Raw genomic sequence first — 24,390 nt, 5'->3', positions numbered from 1 at the left:
GACTATGGAAAAGACACCGATTTGTTTGGATGTACTTTGCGTCGGCCACGCCAGCTACGACCTGGTGTTCAGCGTGCCGCACCATCCTGCAGCCGACGAAAAAACCGTGGCCGACGCTTTGCTCGGCTGCGGCGGCGGCCCGGCTGCAAATGCTGCCGTCGCCGTGGCGAAACTGGGTTACCGGGCCGGCTTCTGCGGTTATTTGGGCAACGACGTTTACGGCGAAAGCCACTTACGCGAATTGCAATCCTATGCGGTAAATACCGATTGGATCGTCCGCGGCGATGCGCCGACGCCGCTATCGGCGGTGTTGGTCAAACCCGACGGCAAGCGCGCGTTGATCAACTACAAAGGCGATACCGCTGCATTGCCGGCAGCAAGCCTGGACTTCGCCGATATCCGGCCGAAAGTAATTTTGTGCGACGGCCACGAGCCGCACCTCTCGCTAAAACTGCTGGCACATGCCGCCGCCAGCGAAGTGCCGTCGGTGCTGGACGCGGGTTCGTTACACGCCGGCAGCCAAGCCTTGATGGGCAAGGTGGATTATTTGGTCTGTTCGGAAAAATTTGCGGTTCAGCATTCGGGAAATGTTGACGACGCGTTAACGGCGTTGGCGGAAATCGCGCCTTGCGTGGTAATCACGCTGGGAGAACGCGGCCTGTTTTGGCGCATGGGTGACGAACAAGGCGAATTGGCGGCACCGCCGGTCGCGGCCATCGACTCCACCGGCGCCGGAGACGCGTTTCACGGCGCCTTTGCCGCCGGCTTGGCCGCGGGTTTGGCCTGGCCCGAACTATTGCGTTACGCCAGTGCGGCGGGCGCGTTATGCTGTACGCGGATGGGCGCCCGACCCGGCTTGGCCAGCCGCGAAGAACAGCTCGCGCTGCTGCAACGCTGGCGTCCGGCAGCCACGGCTTAGCGGGAACGCTTGTCCCGCTCCAGATCCAGGTACTTGTGGCGCAAATCGACGTAATTGCCGCCTATCCATTGCCAGAACGTGGCCGCCGCTTCCGGGTCGGTACTGAGCAATTTGACCGCAATCGCGCCGTTGGCGCTGATATCGGTGATTTGAGCATCGATATCGATCGAATTCCGGTTTTTGACGACGCGCTTATCGGTTTCCACCCGAAACGTCACCGGCTCGCCGACCTTGAACACGATATCGCGTTTCAAACCACCCAGAAATTGCAGCCGATACTCCGGCACCGATTGGAACGGTAATACAAACTCCGCATGCCAGCGGAACGGCGGGCAATGGATAGGCCCGCTGTTTTTCGGGAAATGTACGGTGTAACCGTCGTCGACTTTGGCTTTGATTTCGCCTCTGGTGTAGATGTCGCGGCAATTGGTCAGCACCGCATCGCCGGGCTCCAAATTGTATTTGGCGGCAAGCGCGGCTCCGCTCAGCAAACCGGTAGCGATGGCCAACCCGTATCGGTAAAGTGTCGATCTTTTCATGGCGAGCTCCTGATTGTCGTTATTATTGGTTTACTGCGGCGAATCGAGTCTGGCTAACGCGGTGGCAGCGGCGTCGCTGGGAGCGGCCCCAACAAACTGCGCGCTAAGGGATCGGTTTCGTCGATATCCACCGTCACCATATGCCCGGTATTGGTGCCGATATAGCCCTGCATCGCCGCAGCCATGTAGGGAAATACCAAGCGCAAATCGTTGCTGGCGCCGCTGCTCTGTACGCTGGTCTTCCATACCTGTTTACGTTGCTGCTGCGCCAAATACGGCCCGGTTTCGCAGGCTTCCAAGGTCAGGTAGCGGCGAAAAGTGGTGTAGGTGTCGATGCGTTGGGCATAACCGGCGCCGGCGAAGCCCGGATAAAATCCCCGATAATAAAACGAGCGACGGTACGGGTAGTAGTAACCCCAATCGTTCCAGACCGGTACGTCGTAGGCGTATTGGTGAACTTCCGGTTGGCCGACGCCGTAGCCGAGAAATACCACCAGATCGCTGTCCTGAGGCGTCGCCGCTTTGTTAAAACCGCGGTTGGCCAGGACCTTCTCGACATAACCTTTGAATTCGATAAATTGCAAATCCTGCTCGTTACCGCCCGGATTGCCCGGCAAGACCACGAAACGGTTGCCGACGGTTGCGCCGGAAGCGGCCAGTGCATCGATTTCGGTGCGAAACTGCAACGGCGAGTTAACGCTGCAAGCGCTTAACATTGCCATCAATACAGCAAATACCAAAACCCCTAGCGTCGAATTAAGCCTCTCCATGCTCGCCTCCTGTCGGCTCTGCCAAATCGTGTTCCTGCATCAAAGTTTGCGCCCGCTGCCGCATACGAAGTTCGGCTAATACTTCTTGCTCGTGCAATAGCGCCCGGTGCGCCAATTGGTCGCTCAGTTGCCGGCTCTCGGTGATACGTTGCCGGGCCTGACGCTTTTCCTGGCTGATCAGCTCGGATTCGAAGCGCATTTCCTGCAATTCGGTATCGTGCTGCAGTTGTTCGGCATGCAGGCGTTTTTCGATTGCCAGTTGCTGAGCCAATTGCTCGAATTTGTCCTCCGCCAACCGCCGCTGCTTTTCGGCTTCGAGCGCCTGCATCTGTTGTTCCAGATCGATCATACGCCGCAAATGTTCCAACTGCTGGCGCTTTTCGTGAATTTCCTCTTCTTCGATCAACCGCTGCTGCCGGGAAAGTTCCAGATTTTTGGTCTGGTTCAATTCGAAGGTTTTTTTCAGCACATTGACGTAAACGGCATCGCGGCCCAACTGGACATCAGGAAACTCGGCGAAACCGGCGCTGAGGGTACAGATTGCCAAGCACTGTATTTGCTGTTGCGCCAGCAGCTCGTTGATGCGTTGCGCTATGCGCTTTTCGGCGTCGGCCAGACCGGTATTGAGCCAAGCGCCGTCGGCCAGACCCTGCAATTCCAGATTGACGGCATCGTCGATTAACGCGGCGTAGATGGCGCGAATGTGGGCATTGATATCCGGCAACAATTCGGCGTTTTTCAGTACGTAATCGAATGTCGCCTGAAACCGCAAATCCAGCGCCAAGTCCAGCGTGCAAAAATCTTCGAACAATTTTATTTGCCGGCGGAAAGGCCAGGACTCGACCGGCAGCGGATACAGGGTATGGTAAAAGCGCCTAGTGAATTGCTTGGGCCGCAAATACAATTTTTGGTAGGGTCCCAACTTAACATGCACCACCTGGCGGTCGGCATCGAAGCCGGCCAACCAGTAACCGTCATCGGCGCCTACGTCATCCTGTAAATCGCTGCCGGTAAGCCAGGCATCCAGTTCGGACAGCGGCTTATTCATGGCCGGTCGGCGCGGCAAGCGCTTTTTGTTTCAAAGCCGCGATTTTGTCCGACATTTTTTCGGCGACCAGCGGATACAGATTGGGCGCAAATTCGACGCTACGGTGGTCCACCTTGCGCAAAAAGCCCCGGCTCAGCAATAGGCCGACCACAAACATGCGCGACCAATCCGAATAGCGCCGGGCCTTTTCCAGATCGGATTTCTCGATGACCATTTCCAGTTCGTCATTCTGGTTAATACGAAATTCGGTAAACTGGCGCAGGCATTCGAACACCAATTCTTCCTCCTGCACCGTCAAAGGTCCAGGAGCTGTGAACTCCAGCCGGTAAGACAGCAGCACGGTAAAAAAATCCACCATTGCCGCACAGGCGAAGGCAAACCAGGAAAATCCGCGCCACATCGCAAACGACGGCTTCACATCCTCGACGAATTGCTTGTAGGTCATCAACAACGGCGCATCGGGCAAGCCAACCCCAACGCTGCTGGCCAATTGGTTAACGTCCAACTGGATATCCTGATAGTGCTTCAAAAATTGGGCGTAAGTGGCTTCGTCGCGACTGGCATCCAACTGGTTCAAATGCAATTGCAGTTGGCGGATGTGTTCGTCCAACTCGCGGAAAGCTTGTTCCTGCTGTTGAACCGCCTGCTTTTTTTCCTGGTAAATCTGGTTGTAACGCCGCCAGAACGGGCCTTCTCCGACCTGGTTTTTGTAACCGGGTCCGATTTGGTTATGGGTGCCGAAATAGGCTTGGCTGGCGTCCAGCGAAGCTTTGTCCAAATCCTGTTTTTGTTGCAGCGCAATTTGGCTCTTGATCTGCAATACCGCATCCAGATAATCCTTGGTTTGCTGGCGCAACTGGTTCAGCCGGTCGATGTGCAGCGTTTCGCGCTCGGATATCTCGTAAAACTTGAAATAGGAAAAAGTGATCGAAGCGGCGATCGCCACCGCCAACGACGCCACCACAGAAAAGTAACGGACCCGGTTGGCTTTCCAGTGGATGCCGGCCATCTCTAACGAACAAATCACGATGATGGATTGAATCGCGACGGTGATGACCAGCGCGATCCATGGCGTGATGAAATGCGACAGGCCGTAATAAGTCGTAAAACCGGACGAGACGCTCAGCATCAGTACGATGGGTATCGTCCAGATGCGCAGCATGCTGACGAATAGGGTCTGAATCCGATTCAGAAAATAGCCGGGGCCGCCGGGCGGGTGTTTGCTGCTGGTGTCGTTCATAATTATTGTTCTAATGCCCAGCGAGGAACGAAAGGAGGATTCAACTCATGCTGAGATAACGTTCGCCGGTGTCGTGGACGATGGTGACAACGGTTTTTCCGGGGCCCAGTTGCGCCGCCACTCTAACGGCAGCGCAAACGCTGGCGCCGGACGAAATGCCGGCCATGATGCCTTCCTCCTCGATCAAGCGCTTGCGCATCGCAAAGGCCTCCTCGGTACTGACCAGTTCGATGCCGTCCAACAAATCCACTTCCAAATTCTTCGGTACGAAACCGGCGCCGATTCCCTGAATCTTATGCGGCGAATGGTTGCCGCCGGAGATGACCGGCGACTCGGCCGGTTCCACGGCAATCGCCTTGAACTGCGGATTGCGGTTTTTAATCACGTCGGCCACGCCGGAAATGGTTCCGCCGGTACCGACACCGCAGACGAAAGCATCGACTTGACCGTCGGTGGAGGACCAGATTTCCTGTGCCGTGGTTTGCCGGTGCACCTCGGGATTGGCCGGATTTTCGAACTGGTGCGGCATGTACGAACCGGGATGGTCGGCAACGATTTCCAGTGCCCTGGCTATCGCCCCCTTCATCCCCTCCGCGCCCGGCGTCAACACAATTTCGGCGCCGTAAAGCGCTAGTAGCTGGCGCCGCTCGACCGACATGGTCTCCGGCATCGTCAAAATACAACGGTAGCCGCGCGCCGCGGCCACCATCGCCAAGGCAATACCGGTATTACCCGAGGTAGGTTCGACGATAATACCGCCGCCGCGCAATTGCCCGCTTTTTTCCGCCGCCTGAACCATCGCCAGACCGATACGGTCCTTGACCGACCCGCCAGGGTTTCTTGACTCCAATTTGACCAATACCGTCGCCGAGTTTTCCAGTACAACTCTATGCAATTTAACCAGCGGCGTGTTGCCGATCAATTGGGTTACATTACTGGCGGCAGGCATTGAGTCACCTCAATTATTTTTCGATTTTGAAAGCCAAAAACACCGGGCTGCCGTTACGTTGTACCAAAAGCGCAATAGATTTATCAACCGGTAATTTGGCGACGATGCTGTTGAATTCCGCTGCGTCGCGCACCACGGTATTTTGAATCCGCAAAATAACGTCGCCGGGCTGAATGCCGGCATCCAAAGCAATGCCTTTACCTACTTTCTGTACCAGCACCCCATTCTTTTCCACCTGCAATTGTTGGCGCTGTTCCGCGGTCAGATCCGCCACCGCGAGTCCCAAGCGGTTGACTGCGGTTTCCGGGGCCGCTGAAGGGCCTGCAGACGCCATGCCCTGCTGGGCCGGCAACAAGCCAATTTTTACCGTAATGTCTTGTTTGTCGCCCTGGCGAATAATTTTGACTTTGGCTTTCTCGTCGACCGGCGTCATACCCACTCGCGGCGGCAGTTCGCCGGAAGTTTCGATGATTTGGCCGTTGAACTCGACGATGATGTCGCCGATCTGTATGCCAGCTTTCTCGGCCGGACCGCCGGGAATCACTTTTGACACCAAGGCCCCGTGCGGACGGTCCATGCCGAACGACTCCGCCAGTTGCCGGGTAACGTCCTGAATTTGTACGCCCAACCAGCCGCGCGATACCTTGCCCTTGGATTTGATTTGCTCGACGACGTTCATCGCCACGTCTATCGGTATCGCAAACGACAATCCCATGTAACCGCCAGAGCGGCTGTAAATCTGCGAATTGATGCCGACCACCTTACCCTGCATGTTGAACAGCGGTCCGCCGGAGTTGCCGGGGTTGATCGCCACGTCGGTTTGGATAAACGGCACATAGTTGCCGTCCGGCAGACTGCGGCCCTTGGCGCTGACGATACCGGCGGTAACCGACTGGTCGAAACCGAAGGGCGTACCGATCGCCAATACCCATTCGCCGACCTGCAATTGGTCCGGCGCACCGATTTCGACGACCGGCAGATCTTTGGCTTCCACTTTTAATAACGCCACGTCGGTACTCTCGTCCGAACCGATCAATTTGGCGATCAATTCGCGGCGGTCCTTCAGCTTGACCACAATCTCCGAGGCATTATTCACGACGTGATGGTTGGTCAGAATATAGCCGTCACGGGAGATGACGAACCCGGAACCCAACGAATTGGTTTCCCGCGGCGTATAGCCGCGGCCCGGCCCCTGGAAAAAATGGCGGAAGAATTCCTCCATTTCCGGCGGCATGTCTTGCGGCATTTGCTGCGGATCGGCCCCGGCTTGGGCATCGGGCGCTTTTTGGGTGGTGCTGATATTGACCACGGCATCGCCGTTGGTTTTCACCATTTCCGTGAAATCGGGCAATTGGGCGTAACCGGGGTTAACCGCCAACAACATTATAAGAATTCCATAAAACAGCTTATTAAGCATGTAATCTCCAAACGTACGAATTGAAATGTAAAAAGACGGTTAATGGCGCAGTGCGATACCGTCGGCAATCAATTCGACGGTTTTCGCCGGCACTTCGCCGAGCACGGTGATCTGCGTGTTGTCTATCACTTTGCTGAAAGAATTTACCGATCCCAGGCTATGCAGACCTTCGATGCCTTCGGACTCTTTGGACTCCAAATACACTGAAACGGTCGAAAAGCCGTCGCTCATTAACAAATGGTCTACGGCTTTTTGCGACTGTTGGATCGAATTTCGTATAAAAAACACCGGCTCGAAGCCTTCCGGCCGGTGATTCAGAATGAAAGTGGCTTGGTCCAAAGGCTCGGCTTGAGCGCTATGTATGTGTTTGGTGTGGAACTTATCGCTTGCGTCGTTGCCGGCCGGCGCTTCGGCAACGGTTTGCGTGTTTAGCTCGGTAAACATCACTTGTTCGAGAGCATGCCCCTCCAGGGCATAAATTTCGACTTTCAACGGCAGAAAATTTTGTGTGTTTATCCAAATTTTTCTGGGGTAGCGCAGGCCATCCTTCGGTTGAGCAGCGACGATTTGCGCCGGTAGCATCGCCACCGACTCCTGGCCGGCCAATTCCAAACTGTAAGATTTTTCCAAGGACGCCGGACTACTCGGCATGTTGATGATAAACGAACTGTCCAGCGGATGATGGTTTATCACCTTTTCGCTGGTTTCCTTAAATATGCACGTCACTTCGTTGGATTTTCGCGTCACTTCCCGCATCGGCGAGTTCAACGAGGATAAGCGCTCCTGCTCGACGCCGTGGTCGACGCTATGCCGGTATTTCATGGTTTCTATCTGGCCGTTTTTCATGAAAATCACGGTCCCCTGGTAGTTCAGGGTCTTCATCGCCAGATTCATTTTGTCCAACCATTGCACCGCGGTAAGACTTTCGGCCCCAGCGGTCGCGCTGATAAAGCCGATAATAAATGCCAGTAATACTCTCACGTCCCTATTCCTGTGGATAGCCGACCACCCGCGCATAAGGTTGCGCCGCCTGCACCGTATTAACGTAAAGCGTATTGTCGTGAGCTTGCAGATAATCCTTGAAACGGGCGTGCATGTCGTCGGCCGATGTTCCGCTGTGGGCCACGACGCCAACTGAGTTAAAAGGATTGCTTTGCCTTGGTTCGACTTTACTGGCCAGCCAGACCACCGCAAGCACGAGGGAGGCCGCAACCGCGAGCCCGGCTTTCTGCCAATTGACCGGATTGATTTTCGGCCGCGGCATGAAATAAATCGGCTCTTGACGGAGTTGCTGGTGGATTTTATCGGCAAAATCGCGATTCACCGCCGAGTATTCGTTACTCTTCAATATTTGGCTGGCGATTTGGTAGCGCCGCAACTTCTCCTGCAGCGCATCGTCTTCACGAATCGCTGCCAATAGCTCCAGAGATTGCGCGGCATCCAGTTCGTCGTCTATGAATTGGGACAGTTTTTGGTTAATTTGTTCTTGCATCGATACACCTTTAGTCGAGCAACGGGTTTAATTTTTGGTCAATGGCTTCGCGCGCTCTGAAAATCCGCGAACGCACTGTGCCTATCGGGCAGTCCATAGCCTCCGCTATTTCTTCATAGCTCATCCCTTCGAATTCTCGGAGCGTGATTGCAATCCGCATTTCTTCCGGTAAATTTTCGATTGCGGATTTAATCACCGCAACGATTTGCTCGTTCATCAGCTGATGCTCGGGCGTTTCTATATCTTTTAGCTGCGGAGCGTTTTCCACTTGCTCCGCATCTTGAACGTCGATCTCGTAGTCAAAATGGCGGCGGGAACGCGACAAAAGATAATTTTTCGCCGTGTTTATCGCGATCCGGTACAGCCAAGTGTAGAACGCGCTTTCACCGCGAAAATCTCCCAAAGCCCGATATGCCTTGATGAAGGTATCCTGGGCCACGTCCTGCGCTTCACTTGGGTCTTTGACATAACGATTCACCAAGTGGACGATCTTGTGCTGGTACTTTAAAACCAGAAGATCGAAGGCCGCTTTGTCGCCCTGCTGCACTCTGTGCACAAGGCTTTGATCGACATCTTCGGTGGTGCTTATTTGTTCGTTCACTGCTCTATTTTTCTGCTGAAGTGGACAGAATTAAACCTTATTAGTTCTGGCATTACAAAAAAAATTACCGGGCCGGTAAAACGAGATATTATTCGCGGCCGGGTTGAACTTTTACTTTCGCTGACCGATTTGACGACCTTGACTAACAGCCACACCGCCATAAGCGCCAAACCCTATTACGACATCTTGATTGCCGGCAGCGGCGGCGCCGGACTCAGTCTGGCACTGCATTTGGCCGACCGCTACAAGGTTGCGGTACTGGCTAAATTCGCGTTGACCGAATGTAGCACCTACTATGCCCAAGGCGGGATTTCGGCAGTATTCGACGACCGCTACGACTCGATCGAATCGCATATCGAAGATACGTTAATTGCCGGAGCCGGCCTGTGCGATCCGGACATTGTCCGCCTTACCGTCGCCCAAGGCCGAAAAAGCATCGAATGGCTGCGCTCTCAGGGCGTCAACTTTACCGAAGAGCGCGACGCCGACGGCGTCAAACAGTTACATCTTAACCGAGAAGGCGGCCATTCCCATCGCCGTATCGTACACAGCGACGACGCCACCGGCAAAGCCGTATCGCTGTCGCTGATCGAACGCGCCCAGGCCCATGCCAATATCAGCCTGCTGGAACAGCATAACGTGGTGGAGTTGATCACGGCAGCCAAATTGGGTGCCGAGCGGCAAGGCATATGCGGCGCCTACGTTCTCGACAACAAATCCGGAAAAATTAAGACGATTGCCGCCAAAGTTGTGGTGCTGGCCACGGGCGGTGCCAATAAGGTCTATCTGTACTCGACCAATCCGCACATCTCCACCGGCGACGGCATCGCCTTGGCTTGGCGGGCCGGCTGCAGAGTGGCAAATATGGAATTCATGCAATTTCATCCGACCTGCCTGTACCACCCCACCGCCCGCTCCTTTTTGATCAGCGAGGCAGTGCGCGGCGAAGGCGGCCATTTGATCTTACCCGACGGCGAGCGCTTCATGCGCCGCTACGACGACCGCATGGAGCTGGCGCCCCGCGACATCGTCGCCAGAGCCATAGACAGCGAAATCAAGAAACACGGCATCGAATGCGTCTATCTGGATATCAGCCATAAATCCAGGGAATTCATCCAAAAACACTTCCCGACCATTTACACGCAGTGTCTAGAGCTGGACATCGACATCAGCCAGCAACCGATTCCGGTGGTACCGGCCGCGCATTATACCTGCGGCGGCGTCGTTACCGACGCCAACGCCCGCACGGACATTCCGGGTTTATACGCCATCGGCGAAGTTGCCTGCACCGGCCTGCACGGTGCCAATCGCATGGCTAGTAACTCGCTTCTGGAATGCCTGGTGTTCGCCGAGCAAGCCAACCAGGATATCCGCCGAATTTTCGACCAATTACCGGAACCGCCGGCGTTACCCGCCTGGGACGAATCCAAAGTTAGCGACTCGGACGAGGAAGTGGTGATAGCCCACAACTGGGACGAATTGCGCCGCTTTATGTGGGACTATGTCGGTATCGTTCGCACCAACAAGCGCCTGGAACGAGCGATGAATCGACTAGTGCTGCTGAAAGACGAAATCGCGGAATATTACGGCCAGTTTCGCATCACCAGCGACCTGTTGGAACTGCGCAATCTGGTCATCGTTGCCGAACTGATCATTCGCTGCGCCCAACAGCGCAAGGAAAGCCGCGGCCTGCATTACACCAAAGACTACCCCACCCCGGACGACAGCCGCACTCCGGCTAATACCATTCTGACCCCCGACAACTCAAGCGCCAAGCGATAGCTCTGAGACAGCTCCGCCTAGCCTTCTTGACTGGAAAAGCCGGCGCGCGGGCATAAAAAAAGGGTTTAGGACGAATCCTAGACCCTTTATTTGACACCGTCTCCCACAAAAGCCTCTAAACCTCCCGATTTTTCTGGATTCGTTACATTGCTTGCCGACTAAGTACCGCCAAAAATACCGCCACCAATAAAACCTTGCCCTAGTTTTTGGTTTTTATTGTCCTGTTACTCGATCCAAATTCGGCCCTCTTTGTGGCGTATTCGTCCCAGGCTTCCACCAGTAGCTCTGCTTAAACTCCCGTTGCGCTCGCTGCTCCATTCGCCGCAGATAACCGGGCGAAACCATTTCTTGCAACTGTTGAAAAATTAAATGGTCCATGACGCCTTTGGCGTACCAGAGCGAAGATCCCGGCGTAATCCCTTTCAGCATGCGTAGCGCTTCAGCGCCGGCGTGAGTATCTTCGCCTTGTAGAGCTTGCACGATGTTGCCTTGGCTCAGGTTCAACAGCTCTTCGGTCAATCCCAAAGACGGCCCCAGCATGCCAGCAAAGGCGCTGGTACCGTGCTGGCTCGCTTGCGATTGCAGGAAGTCGCCGTAAAAACCCAACGAGCCGCCCTTGAGCGCAGCACGGCCCCAGAATGCCGGTTGTTGCATGTCCAGCGGGTCGCGGCCGTTCAGTAGTTCGTTGAGTTGCACGCCGACCGCACCCATTAACGTGGTGCCGGCAATCAGAGCGGCGGAGTATTCGGCCTTACTGATTCGGCCGGGATTGTTGAGCATGCGCCGCCAGTGTCGCGTCATCATCGTGATAGGAAACGATTTAAATTGCAGTACCGACCGGCCCAATTCGCCCAGCACCGTACCGGGCTGCAAGCGGCCGGTCGTCATCGCGCGTTCGCGGGCGCCGGGTTCGATAATGGCATTGCCGATTTCTTCCAGGATCGCCCCCTGAAACTTATCGGCGGCCGATTGTATGGCTTTGGCATCGCCTTCGACATTCAGAATGGCGCGGGCGGTTAAAACCGGCGTACCTTGCCATTCCTCGGGCTTGGCCTGTCGCCAGATTTGCCAGTCGGCATCGGTAATGCCCTTCGCCAGCAATAACGAGTGGTCGCCGCCGTCCAGCTTCTCCAGCGAGTCGTAACGCCGAACCATGTCGCCCAATTGATGCATCATCATTGCCGCAAAGCCTTGCCGACGGGCTTCGGTCATAAACGACAAGCCAGACGCTCGAATCACGGCCCCCGATACCTTGGCCGCAAAGCCGTTGACTAGATTTTCCTGGCCGAAGCGGTCAATTGCGAATAGCGCCGTATCGAGCCCGAAACCCAGGGCGCGGGCTTGGCGGCGGGCTTCGTCGCTGCCCAGGGCTTTGATTTGGCCCAACAGGTAGTCGGTACCGCTCATATTCAAGGCCCGTGCGGTCACAATTGCGGTCGCGTCGTCGGCGAAAGAGGTAATCACGGCCGATCCCAGGCGGACGTTCAAGTAACTGCGTACCGCAGACGCCCAGCGGGCCAAGGTTTCGTTGCCAGGCTGCATGCCGTTGCCGGCCACTTCGTCATACAATCGCTCGGCAAAGCCGCGCTGTTTGTGGATTCGTTCGGGCGCAGTGCCGGCTTGCGCCGCTTCCTGCTCGGCTTTATCCAGGAAGGTGCGAAACATCAAATCCGGATTGGGCCCGAAGGTCTCAATCAAGGCAATATCTCGGCTCATCTGATTGACGTGGCCGACGATGGTTGCCATCAGGGACTTTTCGGCAAAGCGGGCGTGATAGCGCAAGTAGGCATCGGCCCCGGAAAAGTGTAATTGCCGGTGTTCGCGGCCGCGGTTAGCGCGCGCGGCGCTGCCTCTGCTTTGCCCGGGCGTCCGCTTCAACGCTCCATCGTAAACGATGGAATCGTATGCATGGCTCAGGAACTCGCTCAGTTCAGAATCGCTCATTCGCATGCCGTCTTCACGGGTGTAGCGGCTGCGATCCAATAGCGGCCGGATAAAGTCCACCCATTCCGCTTTACCAGCTTTGAAGATTAGGTAGCTTGAATGGGTTTGTGGATGCGCCCAGTCCTCCAGTTTGCCGATCATGCCGCCGTTATTGTTAAACCGGTTGCGCATGGCTTCAAAGGTTTCGCGCAGTCTGCCGGCAAAGGCCTTCGCTTCTGGGTTGCCAGTGTCGGTACCGCGCAGCTCCCTGAATACCGGCACCATGGCCGCATCGTTTTGCAGGATGCCTAACAGCTTCGGGCCAAAGGCATCGATCGCGTCGGACAGGCTGCGGGTGTACTCGTTGAATACGGCTCGATACTTGGTCTCGGCGGATTGGATATGGTCCTGGCCGTCGAAGCGCGGCGCCAGAACGCGGTCGATACTGTCGAGTATCGCCCCCGGTTGCCGTTCGAAGTAATCGCTCAAGCGCTGGTTCGCGAGAATCGTTAGGCCGATACGTTGTTGTTTTTTCAGTGCGTCGGCTTTGATTTGTTCGGCGGCGGCTTTCGCTGCAGCTTGTAGCCGTTGAGCTTCCGACATGCCGAGATAGGCGGCCCGATCTTTGTTGGCCAGCAATACTTTTTGTTCGCGAATGCGTTGCTCAATTTTTTGCGCTTCAATCGCTTTCAGCGGCCGGCCCAGCGCTTGCGCTACCGCGTTAATGCAGTCATTTCTCATACAGTGTCTCCGAATTTTAAAAAGCAGGTGATAGCGGCCTGGGTGGCGGCGTCGATGCAGTCCAGGTCGGCCAAATCGTTGTCGACCTCGCTCAAGAGATCCCTCAAGCTGGCCTGACGTTCGTTACCGTCGTCGTCCAGGTAGGGCATGACGCGGTCGCCGTAGCTATCGAGCCATTGTCGGGCGCTGTCGATTTCAGGGGATACGCTTCGCGGCCGCGTTTGCCCGACCGATGCTTGCAGCTTGTCCGGCGCCGAATGTGCCGCAGGCTGATCGATTACGCTGGCGGTATCGCGCGCCGATGGCTGCTGCGCCGGCTGGGCGGCTCTCATCGTCTGGCCGGCGGATATTTCCGGATCGGCGGGCCGTGCGCCTTGCTCAATCGCGGTTGATTCTTCCTGAGCATTTCGAACGAAACCGTTTTCGCGCCAATAGCTTTGCTCAATCCTCGACAGCTCGGCATGGGCGGCTCGGTACTGGTCGTCTTGCGTCAGTTTGCGGCTGATTGTGTCAAGAAGAGACTGCAGTTCGGCTCGGTCGCTTTGCTTGGCGTCTGCCGCCATTTTCTCGGCCAGCGCGGCAATCCTCCGCGCCGGGTACCGGGGCTGCTCGGCGCGGGCCTGGTCGATAAAATCGGCTTTTGCGTAACCTGAAAGCGAGGCTTGGTTATCGAAGTCGGCCAGCTTGTATTCGATGTCTGCCTTCTGCCGCTCCAGGGTTTGCCGTTCTCCGCGGCTCATCCGGTTTCCGGCCTGTGCTATCAAATCCGGCGAGAATAGCGGCCTTTCGCTCATCGGCAATTCCGCCCGAATAGCTTCATCGTTCAGCGCATGGTCCATTGCCCGATAGAATGTTTCCGCGTGGGCGTTCGCGGCTTCTGCTGTGATCGGCAGGCCGGGCGCACGGCTATCGATACTGCGGGCTTCGTTTGCCGACAATGCTGCGTCAATTTCGGACGGTTTGGCTTGCACATGGGCGAGCGCGCCAAAGCCGGCGCCAAGCGCAGCATCAATCGCTAGGGCCGTGGCGTCGTTCCAGCGCCATTGCTCGGCTTGTTCCGGATAACCGGCCTCCGCCAAAATCTGGTGCTTGGCATAGCGTTCTGGAATGCCAAGCGCCAGATTGGTTGCGGCGCCGGTGGTTATCCGCTGCAACAAAGCCGGCGCTTTCCAAGCGGCTGAAACAGGTAGCGCGGCCGGCGCCGCCAGACCTATGGCATTCGCCACACCGGTTACCGCGCCAAATTCTGCGGCGGGGGCCAATGGTTTGCCTTCCTGGATTTGTTCGGCCGTGTCGCTGATTCCCGATAGCAGGCCGACGCCTAGAGGGCCAACCGCGATAGCTTCGGGCAACATTGTCGCCAAGCTGTTGACGACTTGCGCGGCAATACCATGTGTGCGGGGATCGAGCCGAATCGCCTTGCGCTGGGTTATGGCCGGATCGACCACAGCGCCCAACCACAAATCTTGAAAGGTATCGCCGCTGTCCAGGGCGTTGTCCAAGGCTTTCGGCCATTGCGACAATGCTAGACCGCCAACGGCTTTGGCTTCCTGGCCGATTGTTTCCAGGGCGTTGGTGTAAGTGTCCGCCTGGTCCAGTCCGGTGAACACGCCGGGCTCCGGCTGTGGCAACTCGGCGCGATCACGTTCCAGCATAGCTTGCTGGTTGCGGGCAAAATTGGGGCTTAAGGTATCGAATAAATAGCTCATCGGTCGAACTCCAAAATTACCGGGCTGCCATTGACGCTAAGCATGGATGTGCCATTTTGCAGCGCGTACCGATTGGCGCCGACCGGAATCAACGGCATTTTGCCGAAGGCGACAAAGGCCGCTTTCGCGCCCAAGGCTTCTTTTAGTTTGGCCTCGGCTTGGTCCAGAAAATCGGTTTCGTTCATACCGAACGGCATCACGATTTTCTTGCCGGCATGCTCTGTGATTCCGCCCGTGATCGACTGTATAGCCTCGCTCAACAACGTATCCTGTACACCATTGCCTGCTGCCTTGGCTTTATCCATCTTGGCGGCGTAATAGGCCCGAACAGCAGAAACTACGCCTTGCTCGGTTTGCATGTCTCCGGCCAGAGCATCGCCGATTTCGCCATAGATGGCTTGGTTTAAGCCTGCCGGCAGCGCAACTCCGGTCGATTTACCGTTTTGCCCACGTTCGGCTTTACTCGGGTTCAAGATCGCTTCGCCCTTCAAAATGGTGCGGGCAACATCAATGCCGCGAACAGCGTTTATCGAATCCTGAAAAATGCCCGGGATTCTCTGAACGCGGTCCATGCCGATCAATGAGCCGGCCACGATAGTAGCCGGGGAGTCGGGGCGGATTTGTTGCAAGGTGGCCGCGTAGTCGCTTGGTTCGTTGATCCCGTCCGCCAGCGTTTCGAGCGCGGTTAACTGTTCTTCTTCGCTGCCGTCATTCAGGGTTTGGGTTAAGTCGTCGGCTTCCGTGTTGGTAAGAATGGCATGCCGGGTACCGTATTGCTCCTTGAGTTGGCGGGCTATGTTGCCGCGGTGGCTCAATTCGCCTTGAGCGTCTTGGCGATTCTTCCAGTCTATGGGGTTAACGGTGTAGCCGTTTTGGGCCGCCCACGCGATAGGATCGGAGTCGCGCGTTTTTTCCGCCGCTGAAATCGCCTTGGAAAGCGCGTCATATTGCTTTTGCTCGCGTTCAAAATCGGCAGTGCCGGGCTTGGGTCTACTGGCGTCCAGCAGTTGCAACGCTTGCGCGGTGGGCATCGTTTTGACGCCGAAATAGGCCGCGGCAAAATCCATGTTGTCGCGATAGTCCTGGTAGTTGGCCTCCCATTTACCGCCAAAAGCCCGCTGAAATTTTTCGGGTGGCACCAAGGCCCCGGCCTGTCCGGTGTTGATCGCTTGGCTGTATTGATCGTCTACTGCCCGTTTCAATTCGGTAGCGTAAACGCTGCGCCCGTGTTCGATTTGGGCTTGCGCTGCATTTAACCATTTGCGGCGGTCCATTGAGTTCATGTAGTCGGCCGGGGTGCCGGTGCGTAGATTGCGCAACACGTTAGGGATGTAGTTCTGCCGAGTCGGTTCCGGTATATGATCGATCCAGTTTTCTCCGCCTTCGGCAATCGCTTTATCGACAGCGCCCGCGCCGGCGTTGTACGCGGCGGCAACTTTGGCGGGGTCGCCTTGGTAGTGTTCCCGCAGCTTGTCTACCAGCTCTGAACCAACCCGGTTATATTCTGCGGCGGATCGTTCGCGAGCGGGTGTAATGCCAAAGCCTGGATCGGCGGCGGTGTCGTGGGTTACTTGCATGGCGAACATTGATTTGCCGTCGCCGGATACCAGCGGCTCGCCGTTGTCGTTGAAATCTCGCCCATTGCTTTCTTGCTGACGAATGGCGCTTTTCAGCGGGTCGGCGCTCAGTAGTTCGGCTACTTGCTCGGGCTGGGTTTGCAGTAAGTTGGCCGCCCAATGCTCGGCGATTTTGTCTTGGGTGTTGATGCGGTCGGTGGGATCTAAGTGTTCGCCGAAACGGTCTTGAATCTTCATGGCAGTGCCGTAATCGTTGCGCTGTAGAGCGGTCAGCATTGCCTGTTGCAAGGCATCCGATATTTGCTTGCGACCTTCGACCATGCCCAGTTCCTCGCTGCCGTGCTGCACCTTTCCCAATTCCTTGGCGTTTTGCATGATCTTTTCGATACCAGTTGCCAGCGTTTCTTCGTCGTTGTTGTAAAGCGCCAGCTCTCGCTTGGTAACGTCGATACGGTTGGCAAGGGTGCCAATACTGAAACTCTTGTTTTGTTCGTTCTCGTGTCGCTTCAATAAGCCTTGCAGTTTGACGCCGGAACGGTCGGCATATTCGCCGAGCATTTCCCGCGCTTCGTCAGTGCCCAGATTCTGTTTTATGGCATCAATTTTCTTCTGCCGATTTTCCAGAATCACATCGGCCAAAAAGCGACCGTCATCCTGTTTAAATGCCGCCGCCCCCTTTTTATTCAGCCAGCCATCCCAGCCAATATCGCGATTGCCGAACGCTTGATCTTGGTCGAATGCGTCCAGTTCGTTGGCTCCGGCCTTGGCCTGCATCTCGATGGTTTTTTGGCGCTCCTGTTTGGCAAGTTGGGTCGCCGCTTTGTTGAACGATTCAAGGGCTTGGTTGGCGGCTTCCAGCGCAAGGGTTTGGCCGGGCTCTTGAAAATCCGCCGCCGTGCGTTGGTTGCGCTGGCGAACATCGGGCAGCCCGCGCAACTGTGTTCCGAAGCTGTCGGCAGTTGGTACTCTAATTGCCATGTTGGTTACTCCTAAATTGCTGCGGCCTGAATGCCGCTAAAAAGGTGAATAACTGATATGGCTAAATTGAATGCGAACAAAACCAAGCCTAATCAGTGGTTTAGTGATTATAAGGCCGGTTTTAAAACTCGATTTTCGCCTTCGAGAATGGCGCACACGCGCCGTAAGGCAATGGATTGATGGCTGCATATTGCCGCGGCTCAGGCTCGGCGCCTGGCTGATTGTCGGAAGCGAATAACGGCTTTCCGTGTGGTAGCGTCAGAGATGGTAAAAAATTGGTTTTTGCGCGAAAAACCTTGTCAAGTCTTTTTTTGCGTAATTGCGCTTTCTCTCGGTCGGCGCTGCTGCTTTCGACCAAGGTGCTGCTTGGGCTACAATCGTCCGAGAGGTGTTGATGGGGCTAGCTGTGTCATCCCTGTCCAGTGCGCCGGTAATGTCTGTCCTGGTATCGGCGGCGCCTCAATTCATCTCACACATTAACCCAAAGGGAGCAGAAAGTGACTGAACAAAACGCAGTACCACCACGAGTAGAAGACCAAACTCAGCCCGTCACGGTTGTAGCAAAGACCGACTGGTTCCTTCAAAACTTGGTTGGTTTTGCCAATCTTTGGGGAATCGAAGTGGGTATTACTCTCCAAGTCAGTGGCATGTTGGTTTCGGGTACGCTTATCAGTGGTGACAAATACTTTGAAGAGTTTGCAGCCCAATTCTCCGGTGGCTTTAAGAACAGCCCCGAGCTCTCTGAGCCTTTTCACAAGCTTATCTCTTCGTACAAGAAAGTCTACGATGTCGCTCCCGAGGAAGAAAGCGACTGTCCCCCGTCCAATTTTGTTCATCTAAGGAATGCGCAGTTCTATCATCCCGGCCAAAATCCTCTCCCAACAAGTCAGGGCGTTTTGTGGCGCGGCAGGGTTGCAGAGGTCGGAGGCTTCATTCTAGGTAGCTTTTCCAATGGTTAACCCTGCTATCAACGAGGTCTGAGCGAAAAGCTATGCAGATCGCGTTGAATGGAAGTCGAATGACTTCTCCGAGGACATCCTTTGTCATGACCCAACAAGCGCGAAAGCCAGCTTTTGACCGATCAATTGTCCTTTGCGATTCTGAAATAGAAAACGTAACGGTTGGTTTCTTTGAGGCAAGCAATCAAGCCGCTAGCAATTTATACAAAGTCGGCCGGCTGATGCCATAAGCTTTGGCCACCGCGCTTTTCTCTTCGCCGGCTTCGATTCTCGCTCTTATCTCGGCAGCCTGCGCGGCGGTCATTTTGGCCGGGGCGCCGAGCTTCCGCCCCTGGGCCTTGGCCGCTTCGATGCCTTCCCGTTGGCGTTCTTTAATCAAGGTCCGCTCAAACTCGGCAAACGCGCCCAGCATCTGCAGCATTAAGGTTTGCATCGGCGAGGCGCTGGCCGCTTCGAAGGTAAGGTGCTCCTTGTAAAACTTTACCGAGACACCTTTTCCGGTCAATTGCTCAATGATGTTTTGCAGGTCTTTCAGGTTGCGCGCCAGGCGGTCTATCGAATGCACGTGTAACACGTCGCCTTCGCGTAAGTGGTTAAGGCAGTTTGCCAGCTCGGGGCGGTTGGTATCCTTGCCGCTGACTTTCTCGGTGAAGACGCGATCAAGCGCTATATCCGCCAGTTGGCGTTCAGTGTTTTGCGAGGTTGAACTAACCCGGATGTATCCGACGTTTTGACCTTTCATAGCTGCCACCCTGTGTAAACAAATATTTTAGAGTCAGCTTAACATGTGTAAATAAAATGTCAAATCAAGTTAACTTTACATGGTGTAAAGCGGGTTTGCGGGCATGGTTGACAGTGTAAAAAAATGTGTACTTAACTTAACGCTCCGATTACTTGAATGCTGTCGGCGCAAACTCAATCGGCTCGGGTATTTCGTCTAAGTCACTAAGGCTGATGCCAAGCGCGGCATTCAGAGCGTCTATCGTGGTTACCGGCCCATCCTTCCCCTGTAAAAATTTCACGCCTTGTTGCCTCAAGCAGCGCTCTAGGTCTCCCGGGCGTTGGTAGCCGAATGCGGCCTTCAGTTCTTCGGTGTTAATCAGCTTGTTCATGATTGGCCCGCCAATAAAAAATAAAGATACACCCCGTACCCCGCCCGCTTACGCCATAGTGGCGGCCCGTCGCATGCCTGGCTTTATTGCGCAACGATAGCGGCGGGTTTTTGCAAAAAATGCGGCCCAAAAATCCGCATTTTGTTTATTTTATGTTTACCTTTTTTGGATAGAACACAGAAAAAGTTAGCAAAAGTAAACATGTTTTTTGCCTTCTATGTGTTGGACAGCCTGTCTTTTGCTGGCCTGGCGTAATAGTGTCGGCGAGGCGGAATAGTTTCTCGCCGCCGATCCCAACCTAAAAATGCCATCAATCTGCCCACATCGGTTTGCTGCTTGATTTTTATGTCCAATTCGCTAAGGCCGACCGCTCTTATCAGCAAGTCGTTGACGGTAAAGCGGTCGATCTTAGCCGTTTCGCTCGAATAGAGGTAATCGACAATCCTTTTATTGAAATCCGCATTCGTTTGATAGTGGCCCTTTGCCTGCTTTAAGCCCATGGCAGCGCGGGTAAACACGCACCACGCCGGCGGCTTTAGTGCAATGTAGCCGAACCGGGTAATGTAATACTGCACTTTGATGGATCCAGCATTGGCCGGCCGCCAATCGAATGCAAAGTTACGCGCCCATTCGCTGTAGTTATGGCCGTTTTTGCGAAAGTCGTCTCCGGCGGCCTTCGCCAATTTCGCCAGCATGTAAAACCGGGCCGGATTCCTGGGGTTATTCGTCATGTAACCAAGCTCAGTTTCCCGCCATTCGTCTTCAATTTCCTGACGGTACACTTTTGTTTTGTCCTGGCGGCTTTTGTCTCGGGCGGTGGGCGATAAATTTCCAGTCTGTTTTGTCTTCATGTTCGTTATCAAAAAAATACAGTGACTATAGGTGTGCGCAAAAACCTGGGGAATTCGGGGAGACAGGCCTTAATCCCAGTGCTGGCGCGGCTTGCAGCATCCCCAATGTCTCCGTTTTCATGGGGAACTCCCCAAAAATTTCCGGGGAGACGAAAGGCGAAAATTGATGCCGATTTTCGCGTTTGCAACGGTATTGGCGGGTGGTCCAGAGCCTAGACTTTCTGCAGGGAGCTCCCCAACAGTGTTTCAGTGTTGCGCTGTTGTAGTCACACCCGGAATTGAGGGGTTTTGGGGGCTGAGCGCTTTCCTATTGCTGAGTCTCCCCAAATTTCTGGGGAATTTCCCCGGATTTTTTTACCATATGGGGAGCCCGCAAGCCTTGATACACAAGGGATTAAGACTATTCTCCCCAGATTCCCCAGGAAATTTATATATACCCCCTTCTAAGTGTTGCAGTTGTCCGCTACTGGCTTCACACGGATTCGATTAAGCCGGCGCTCAAGACCAATACCCGAAGATGGCGGCCGGCGATCATTCGCTTGACGGTTGGCCTTGGTTTTCCTGAATTGCTGTCCGGCTCGCTTTTCAGCAGTAGCCCTTTGTCGGCCATTCGTCGCCAAAGTGTCGATGCGTTAATCAAAAAATGGTCACCTTGGTCACGGGCGAATTTGCAAACCGTCTGATAGGCATTGTTCGGCTCCAGCCAAATTTCGTCTTGGCTGTTGTTATTTGTTTGGGCGTACCAGCCAAGGCAATCTCCTACGCTTCTGTATTGCTTATTGCCTTCGTCATCGGTACCCGCATCCCGCCAGCCCAAAGCGTACAACCGAGTTGTTTCCGTTTCCGGTGGGCCTTGGTTTAACCGGTTCGAAATGTGGGCGTTGCCGGCCGCTAATGTTGCGCGGATCAAAGCCAAAAAACGTTCGGTTTCGTCTTGTTCGGATTGATAGGCATGTTGTTCCGCGAACGCTAGCTTTAGCGCCGCCTCGCATTGGCCGAGTAAACAGTTGCTTTGTTCGGTGGAAATGGCCCCCAAGTCGTCTAAAAACTCAAAAAACACCTCAAGCCCGGCTACCAAGCTGGCGAAAATTTCGGGGGCGCGGGGATGCGAAGAGCAGAATCCGTCGCGTATCGCACCGTTGCGCAATTGCTCGATAATGATTGGCAAATCGGCTTTAAATTTATCCATTCGTGGCGCCAGCCATTGCAAATATGCGCTCATCAACCCGGCAAGCCTGCCTTCTCTGGCTGCGGCTTGCAGTTGTGTCAGCGTTTGGTTACAAACGCAGTCCCGCTTAATCTCCAGTGCCAACAATCGGCCCAATAGAGACTGCCCGCGCGGTAAATCCTCGGCCGTGACGATGGTCATTGATCGATTGAACGGCGCGGCCAGACCTCGCATGTCTGAGCTCCGCCGACCTCTGCCTGCTTGGTTTCCAGTATTGCGAATCAACCTCTCGGCCATCGCGTGCTGTTTATCGGCCTCGGTTCGATTCACAGAGGGCTTAAAGTCGTCAATGATGAAAACCGCATCCTTCGCCTGGTGGCTTTTGGCTTCGGCGTCGTTAGCGCTATCGGTCCAATTTGCTGGAAAATTCCGGGCACCGAAATTGCCAAAAAAGCTTTGGGCAATAGCGGCGGCGGCTGATTTACGGGAGCCGGTAAGACCATGCAACCAAATGGCGAAATCGATTGCTTGCGCTTCGCGCAGCGGGGCGCGAGCAATAGCCGCTAGCAGGGCGGCGCCGATTTGTGGGCTGGCTGGGCAAATGCTAAGCAGGGTTAATGCCTCAGTAGCGGCGCGATGGGCTGGTTCTGTTTCGGGAGCTTTGGGCAAGTAATAGTGGCTCATATTACCGGGGCCTAAGTCTACTTGAACGCTATCCGTTAGGCCGTCGCCAGTAATGGCGCCACCGCCATGCAGATAGTGCCATCCGCTTTGCAGCTTCTTCCATCCAATAAACTGGTAAATGGTTTTGCGCGGGATATTGCCATCGAGTGCGGAATAAAGCTGAATGCACGCGCGAAGATTATCTTTCTTGGCGGCGCCGGGGTAGATGAAGGGTAAGGTTCCCCAATAATCATTGGCCCAGCTTCCTTGGTTGGTGAAAAAGGCTTTCATCGGCACGTCGACTGGCGGCAATGCAATTCCGTCGGCCCGCTTCCCTTCTATGCGTAGAAAATTGGCTTCGCTCAATTCATTGTCCGCCACGATTTCTTCAACGATGCGACAAGTAAAATCGCACAGCGGGAAAGAGCCTTCTGAACGATCGCCGCCGCCTTGGGTCCGCATCAGTTTGAATTGAACGAAGCGCCCGTCTTCGATGCCATATTCCCCGAATCGGACAACGTTTGCAGAGCCTTTTCCGGCGCCGCCTCCGCTGCCTTTTTTCTTAGTCTTGGCCGGTTCGGCAGGCTTCGCGCCCTTAACGACTTCGAGCACAGGCGGTTTTTTCTCACTCATGAGCACCTACCTTCCGTTGTAGGGCGTAATCGTTGAAGTCGCCCCATGTCGGCGGCACGGCCACGCGGCCGCCCACGTCGGCGGCGGCCTCGGTGGCCTTGGTCAAGCCGGGGTTGCCCTCGGTCTGATCGTTATCTGCAGCAAACACAATGTCTGCCGCCGGCAGTTTTTGTCTAACAATTCGGCCCACGGCCAGCAAGTTACCGGCTGTAAATGCCAGGTACACGCGATAGCCTGTCTCTTCGTGCAAAGTCGCACCGGTGGCAAAGCCTTCGGCAATCAACACCGTGGCGTCGGGTTGGGTGGGGCGCGGGCCGATCCACCAAAACAGTTCGGCCAGGCCGCCGCCCGGTAAAAAGTCTTTATCCCGATTCAATACCGGATGTTTGGCCGGAAAGATCGCTTGCAGGCTGCGTAGCGTTCCGGACGGGTCGAACAAAGGCAGCAACAGCGCGTTTTCAATGGTCAATGTCGCCCGGCCGCCGTCGCGCTCTATCACCCGCCGCCAACGGCCAATCCTGGCGCCGTGCGGCTTGATTTGCTTACGCGCCAAATAGGGATGGTCGGCGGGTGCGGCAGCGGCCGCCTGCCAAATATTCAGCGCCCGCTGTGCGGATTGATTGCGTTTATCAGCCTCTTCGGCCTGTCGGCGCTGGCGCTCCCGCTCGATACGGGCGCGTTCCCGCTTCGATAGCGGTTTCGGTTTGCTGCTGGCCTCGCCATCCAGGAAAAACGACCGGCGCTCGCCAGTGCGCCAATTCTGAGCAAACCCGCCTTTGCCGTCCGCAAAGACCTTCACCCGGCCAGCACCGTTGCCGCGCCGGCCGTCTTCAGCGTCGACGACGTGGAATTTGTCTGGCTCGAAAGATTTTGGCGGCAACAAGCCAAGCTCGCTCAAGGCAACGCGCGCGGCGTCTTCGATGGTTCGGTAAGTCATTGGCTTACCTCCGCAAGGCGGCGGCTCAGGCGCTTCAGTAAGCGAATTTGCCACCGAGAAAGCTGGTACTGAGCAAAGACGTCCTGGCCGTCGTAAGTCGGCCGATACGCGAACCGCCAGCCCAGATCAAGCAAGGCACCGTCGATCAAACGGCTTTCGTCTTCACGGCTGACGGTATGCCACTCGCCATCAAGAAAGCCTTCCAAAAACTGCAATTGGCGCGGCGTCTCAATTCTGGGCCCGCGGCGGTTCTGCTCGGCCGGGTCGGCGCTGGCGGCATAGGCGCTTTGCGGGAATAAAATCCCCGCATGCGCGGGGCTGTATTGGTAATTCAATAGCATCGATTTGTATCCTTCCGGCGGCCGTGCAAATCCCGCTGCCA

General features: G+C 55.4%; 22 protein-coding genes. 3 read left to right on the top strand and 19 right to left on the bottom strand.

Features of this window, described 5'->3' with window-relative positions:
* Window positions 1–4: 4 nt before the first annotated feature.
* Window positions 5–919, top strand: coding sequence for a carbohydrate kinase family protein (locus MKFW12EY_RS10715; RefSeq protein WP_221054599.1), 915 nt, complete (start codon window positions 5–7; stop codon window positions 917–919).
* Here MKFW12EY_RS10715 and MKFW12EY_RS10710 read toward each other — a convergent pair.
* From MKFW12EY_RS10710 to rpoE, 9 genes are read right to left on the bottom strand one after another with little or no spacing between them, the layout of a single operon-like run.
* On the bottom strand, window positions 916–1,458 hold the full coding sequence (locus MKFW12EY_RS10710; protein WP_054760340.1) for a hypothetical protein: 543 nt from the start codon (window positions 1,456–1,458) through the stop codon (window positions 916–918). The two genes, MKFW12EY_RS10715 and MKFW12EY_RS10710, sit on opposite strands and share 4 nt — an antisense overlap.
* A gap of 53 nt (window positions 1,459–1,511) precedes the next feature.
* Window positions 1,512–2,228 carry a hypothetical protein gene (locus tag MKFW12EY_RS10705; protein WP_054760391.1) on the bottom strand — a complete coding sequence of 239 codons (717 nt, stop codon included), beginning with the start codon at window positions 2,226–2,228 and terminating at the stop codon, window positions 1,512–1,514.
* Complete coding sequence (locus tag MKFW12EY_RS10700; protein ID WP_221054516.1) at window positions 2,215–3,276, bottom strand: hypothetical protein; 1,062 nt, start codon at window positions 3,274–3,276, stop codon at window positions 2,215–2,217. Before MKFW12EY_RS10700 ends, MKFW12EY_RS10705 begins: the two co-directional genes overlap by 14 nt.
* Window positions 3,269–4,516: a hypothetical protein gene (locus tag MKFW12EY_RS10695; protein ID WP_054760342.1), complete on the bottom strand. Its 1,248-nt coding sequence runs from the start codon at window positions 4,514–4,516 to the stop codon at window positions 3,269–3,271. Before MKFW12EY_RS10695 ends, MKFW12EY_RS10700 begins: the two co-directional genes overlap by 8 nt.
* A gap of 40 nt (window positions 4,517–4,556) precedes the next feature.
* Entirely contained in the window at window positions 4,557–5,465 is a 909-nt protein-coding gene (gene cysK / locus MKFW12EY_RS10690; RefSeq protein WP_221054515.1) for a cysteine synthase A, read from the bottom strand.
* Between the two features lie 13 nt (window positions 5,466–5,478).
* On the bottom strand, window positions 5,479–6,882 hold the full coding sequence (locus tag MKFW12EY_RS10685) for a DegQ family serine endoprotease (RefSeq protein WP_054760344.1): 1,404 nt from the start codon (window positions 6,880–6,882) through the stop codon (window positions 5,479–5,481).
* Between the two features lie 39 nt (window positions 6,883–6,921).
* The gene (locus MKFW12EY_RS10680; protein ID WP_054760346.1) at window positions 6,922–7,863 is read right to left on the bottom strand and encodes a MucB/RseB C-terminal domain-containing protein; all 942 of its coding nucleotides are present in this window, start codon (window positions 7,861–7,863) and stop codon (window positions 6,922–6,924) included.
* Between the two features lie 4 nt (window positions 7,864–7,867).
* Entirely contained in the window at window positions 7,868–8,374 is a 507-nt protein-coding gene (locus MKFW12EY_RS10675; RefSeq protein WP_054760348.1) for a sigma-E factor negative regulatory protein, read from the bottom strand.
* Window positions 8,375–8,384: 10 nt separating this feature from the next.
* The gene (rpoE, locus tag MKFW12EY_RS10670) at window positions 8,385–8,975 is read right to left on the bottom strand and encodes an RNA polymerase sigma factor RpoE (RefSeq protein WP_064021531.1); all 591 of its coding nucleotides are present in this window, start codon (window positions 8,973–8,975) and stop codon (window positions 8,385–8,387) included.
* A gap of 138 nt (window positions 8,976–9,113) precedes the next feature.
* On the opposite strand from rpoE, the gene nadB reads away from it, so the two are divergent.
* Window positions 9,114–10,757: an L-aspartate oxidase gene (gene nadB / locus MKFW12EY_RS10665; protein ID WP_245006494.1), complete on the top strand. Its 1,644-nt coding sequence runs from the start codon at window positions 9,114–9,116 to the stop codon at window positions 10,755–10,757.
* 213 nt (window positions 10,758–10,970) lie between these two features.
* Here the strand turns inward: nadB and MKFW12EY_RS10660 are convergent, their stop codons facing one another.
* The 4 genes from MKFW12EY_RS10660 to MKFW12EY_RS10645 form a co-directional block, all read right to left on the bottom strand.
* Window positions 10,971–13,421: a hypothetical protein gene (locus MKFW12EY_RS10660; protein ID WP_221054514.1), complete on the bottom strand. Its 2,451-nt coding sequence runs from the start codon at window positions 13,419–13,421 to the stop codon at window positions 10,971–10,973.
* A complete protein-coding gene (locus MKFW12EY_RS10655) occupies window positions 13,418–15,130 on the bottom strand; it encodes a hypothetical protein (RefSeq protein WP_054760354.1) in 1,713 nt (570 codons plus the stop codon). The genes MKFW12EY_RS10660 and MKFW12EY_RS10655 overlap by 4 nt, the downstream gene beginning before the upstream one ends.
* Window positions 15,127–17,685: a transglycosylase SLT domain-containing protein gene (locus MKFW12EY_RS10650; protein ID WP_157199268.1), complete on the bottom strand. Its 2,559-nt coding sequence runs from the start codon at window positions 17,683–17,685 to the stop codon at window positions 15,127–15,129. The genes MKFW12EY_RS10655 and MKFW12EY_RS10650 overlap by 4 nt, the downstream gene beginning before the upstream one ends.
* A 121-nt stretch (window positions 17,686–17,806) precedes the next feature.
* A complete protein-coding gene (locus MKFW12EY_RS10645; protein ID WP_054760358.1) occupies window positions 17,807–18,043 on the bottom strand; it encodes a hypothetical protein in 237 nt (78 codons plus the stop codon).
* A 139-nt stretch (window positions 18,044–18,182) separates the two neighbouring features.
* Between MKFW12EY_RS10645 and gvpU the strand changes: the two genes are divergently transcribed.
* Window positions 18,183–18,644, top strand: a complete 462-nt coding sequence (gvpU, locus tag MKFW12EY_RS10640; protein ID WP_174893222.1) for a gas vesicle accessory protein GvpU — start codon at window positions 18,183–18,185, stop codon at window positions 18,642–18,644.
* Window positions 18,645–18,828: 184 nt separating this feature from the next.
* Here the strand turns inward: gvpU and MKFW12EY_RS10635 are convergent, their stop codons facing one another.
* From MKFW12EY_RS10635 to MKFW12EY_RS10610, 6 genes are all read right to left on the bottom strand, one after another.
* A complete protein-coding gene (locus MKFW12EY_RS10635) occupies window positions 18,829–19,386 on the bottom strand; it encodes a recombinase family protein (protein ID WP_054760363.1) in 558 nt (185 codons plus the stop codon).
* 148 nt (window positions 19,387–19,534) lie between these two features.
* A complete protein-coding gene (locus MKFW12EY_RS10630) occupies window positions 19,535–19,756 on the bottom strand; it encodes a hypothetical protein (RefSeq protein WP_054760365.1) in 222 nt (73 codons plus the stop codon).
* A gap of 215 nt (window positions 19,757–19,971) precedes the next feature.
* Complete coding sequence (locus tag MKFW12EY_RS10625; protein ID WP_221054513.1) at window positions 19,972–20,607, bottom strand: hypothetical protein; 636 nt, start codon at window positions 20,605–20,607, stop codon at window positions 19,972–19,974.
* 472 nt (window positions 20,608–21,079) lie between these two features.
* A complete protein-coding gene (locus tag MKFW12EY_RS10620; protein WP_221054512.1) occupies window positions 21,080–23,071 on the bottom strand; it encodes a cell wall-binding protein in 1,992 nt (663 codons plus the stop codon).
* Window positions 23,064–24,008 (bottom strand): toprim domain-containing protein, encoded by a 945-nt coding sequence (locus MKFW12EY_RS10615; RefSeq protein WP_221054511.1) that lies wholly within the window; start codon window positions 24,006–24,008, stop codon window positions 23,064–23,066. The genes MKFW12EY_RS10620 and MKFW12EY_RS10615 overlap by 8 nt, the downstream gene beginning before the upstream one ends.
* Entirely contained in the window at window positions 24,005–24,349 is a 345-nt protein-coding gene (locus MKFW12EY_RS10610) for a hypothetical protein (RefSeq protein ID WP_221054510.1), read from the bottom strand. The genes MKFW12EY_RS10615 and MKFW12EY_RS10610 overlap by 4 nt, the downstream gene beginning before the upstream one ends.
* Window positions 24,350–24,390 lie beyond the last annotated feature (41 nt).

Source organism: Methylomonas koyamae (assembly GCF_019669905.1).
Taxonomy (GTDB): domain Bacteria; phylum Pseudomonadota; class Gammaproteobacteria; order Methylococcales; family Methylomonadaceae; genus Methylomonas; species Methylomonas koyamae.
This window is presented reverse-complemented; position numbering and strand designations above follow the sequence as displayed.

Coding starts and splice junctions, on each gene's coding strand:
- MKFW12EY_RS10700 (WP_221054516.1), bottom strand. CDS start 3,276: ATGAATAAGCCGCTGTCCGAACTGGATGCCTGGCTTACCGGCAGCGAT.
- MKFW12EY_RS10705 (WP_054760391.1), bottom strand. CDS start 2,228: ATGGAGAGGCTTAATTCGACGCTAGGGGTTTTGGTATTTGCTGTATTG.
- MKFW12EY_RS10620 (WP_221054512.1), bottom strand. CDS start 23,071: ATGAGTGAGAAAAAACCGCCTGTGCTCGAAGTCGTTAAGGGCGCGAAG.
- MKFW12EY_RS10655 (WP_054760354.1), bottom strand. CDS start 15,130: ATGAGCTATTTATTCGATACCTTAAGCCCCAATTTTGCCCGCAACCAG.
- MKFW12EY_RS10695 (WP_054760342.1), bottom strand. CDS start 4,516: ATGAACGACACCAGCAGCAAACACCCGCCCGGCGGCCCCGGCTATTTT.
- MKFW12EY_RS10675 (WP_054760348.1), bottom strand. CDS start 8,374: ATGCAAGAACAAATTAACCAAAAACTGTCCCAATTCATAGACGACGAA.
- MKFW12EY_RS10635 (WP_054760363.1), bottom strand. CDS start 19,386: ATGAAAGGTCAAAACGTCGGATACATCCGGGTTAGTTCAACCTCGCAA.
- MKFW12EY_RS10630 (WP_054760365.1), bottom strand. CDS start 19,756: ATGAACAAGCTGATTAACACCGAAGAACTGAAGGCCGCATTCGGCTAC.
- cysK (WP_221054515.1), bottom strand. CDS start 5,465: ATGCCTGCCGCCAGTAATGTAACCCAATTGATCGGCAACACGCCGCTG.
- MKFW12EY_RS10710 (WP_054760340.1), bottom strand. CDS start 1,458: ATGAAAAGATCGACACTTTACCGATACGGGTTGGCCATCGCTACCGGT.
- MKFW12EY_RS10615 (WP_221054511.1), bottom strand. CDS start 24,008: ATGACTTACCGAACCATCGAAGACGCCGCGCGCGTTGCCTTGAGCGAG.
- MKFW12EY_RS10660 (WP_221054514.1), bottom strand. CDS start 13,421: ATGAGAAATGACTGCATTAACGCGGTAGCGCAAGCGCTGGGCCGGCCG.
- MKFW12EY_RS10625 (WP_221054513.1), bottom strand. CDS start 20,607: ATGAAGACAAAACAGACTGGAAATTTATCGCCCACCGCCCGAGACAAA.
- MKFW12EY_RS10650 (WP_157199268.1), bottom strand. CDS start 17,685: ATGGCAATTAGAGTACCAACTGCCGACAGCTTCGGAACACAGTTGCGC.
- MKFW12EY_RS10610 (WP_221054510.1), bottom strand. CDS start 24,349: ATGCTATTGAATTACCAATACAGCCCCGCGCATGCGGGGATTTTATTC.
- MKFW12EY_RS10685 (WP_054760344.1), bottom strand. CDS start 6,882: ATGCTTAATAAGCTGTTTTATGGAATTCTTATAATGTTGTTGGCGGTT.
- MKFW12EY_RS10715 (WP_221054599.1), top strand. CDS start 5: ATGGAAAAGACACCGATTTGTTTGGATGTACTTTGCGTCGGCCACGCC.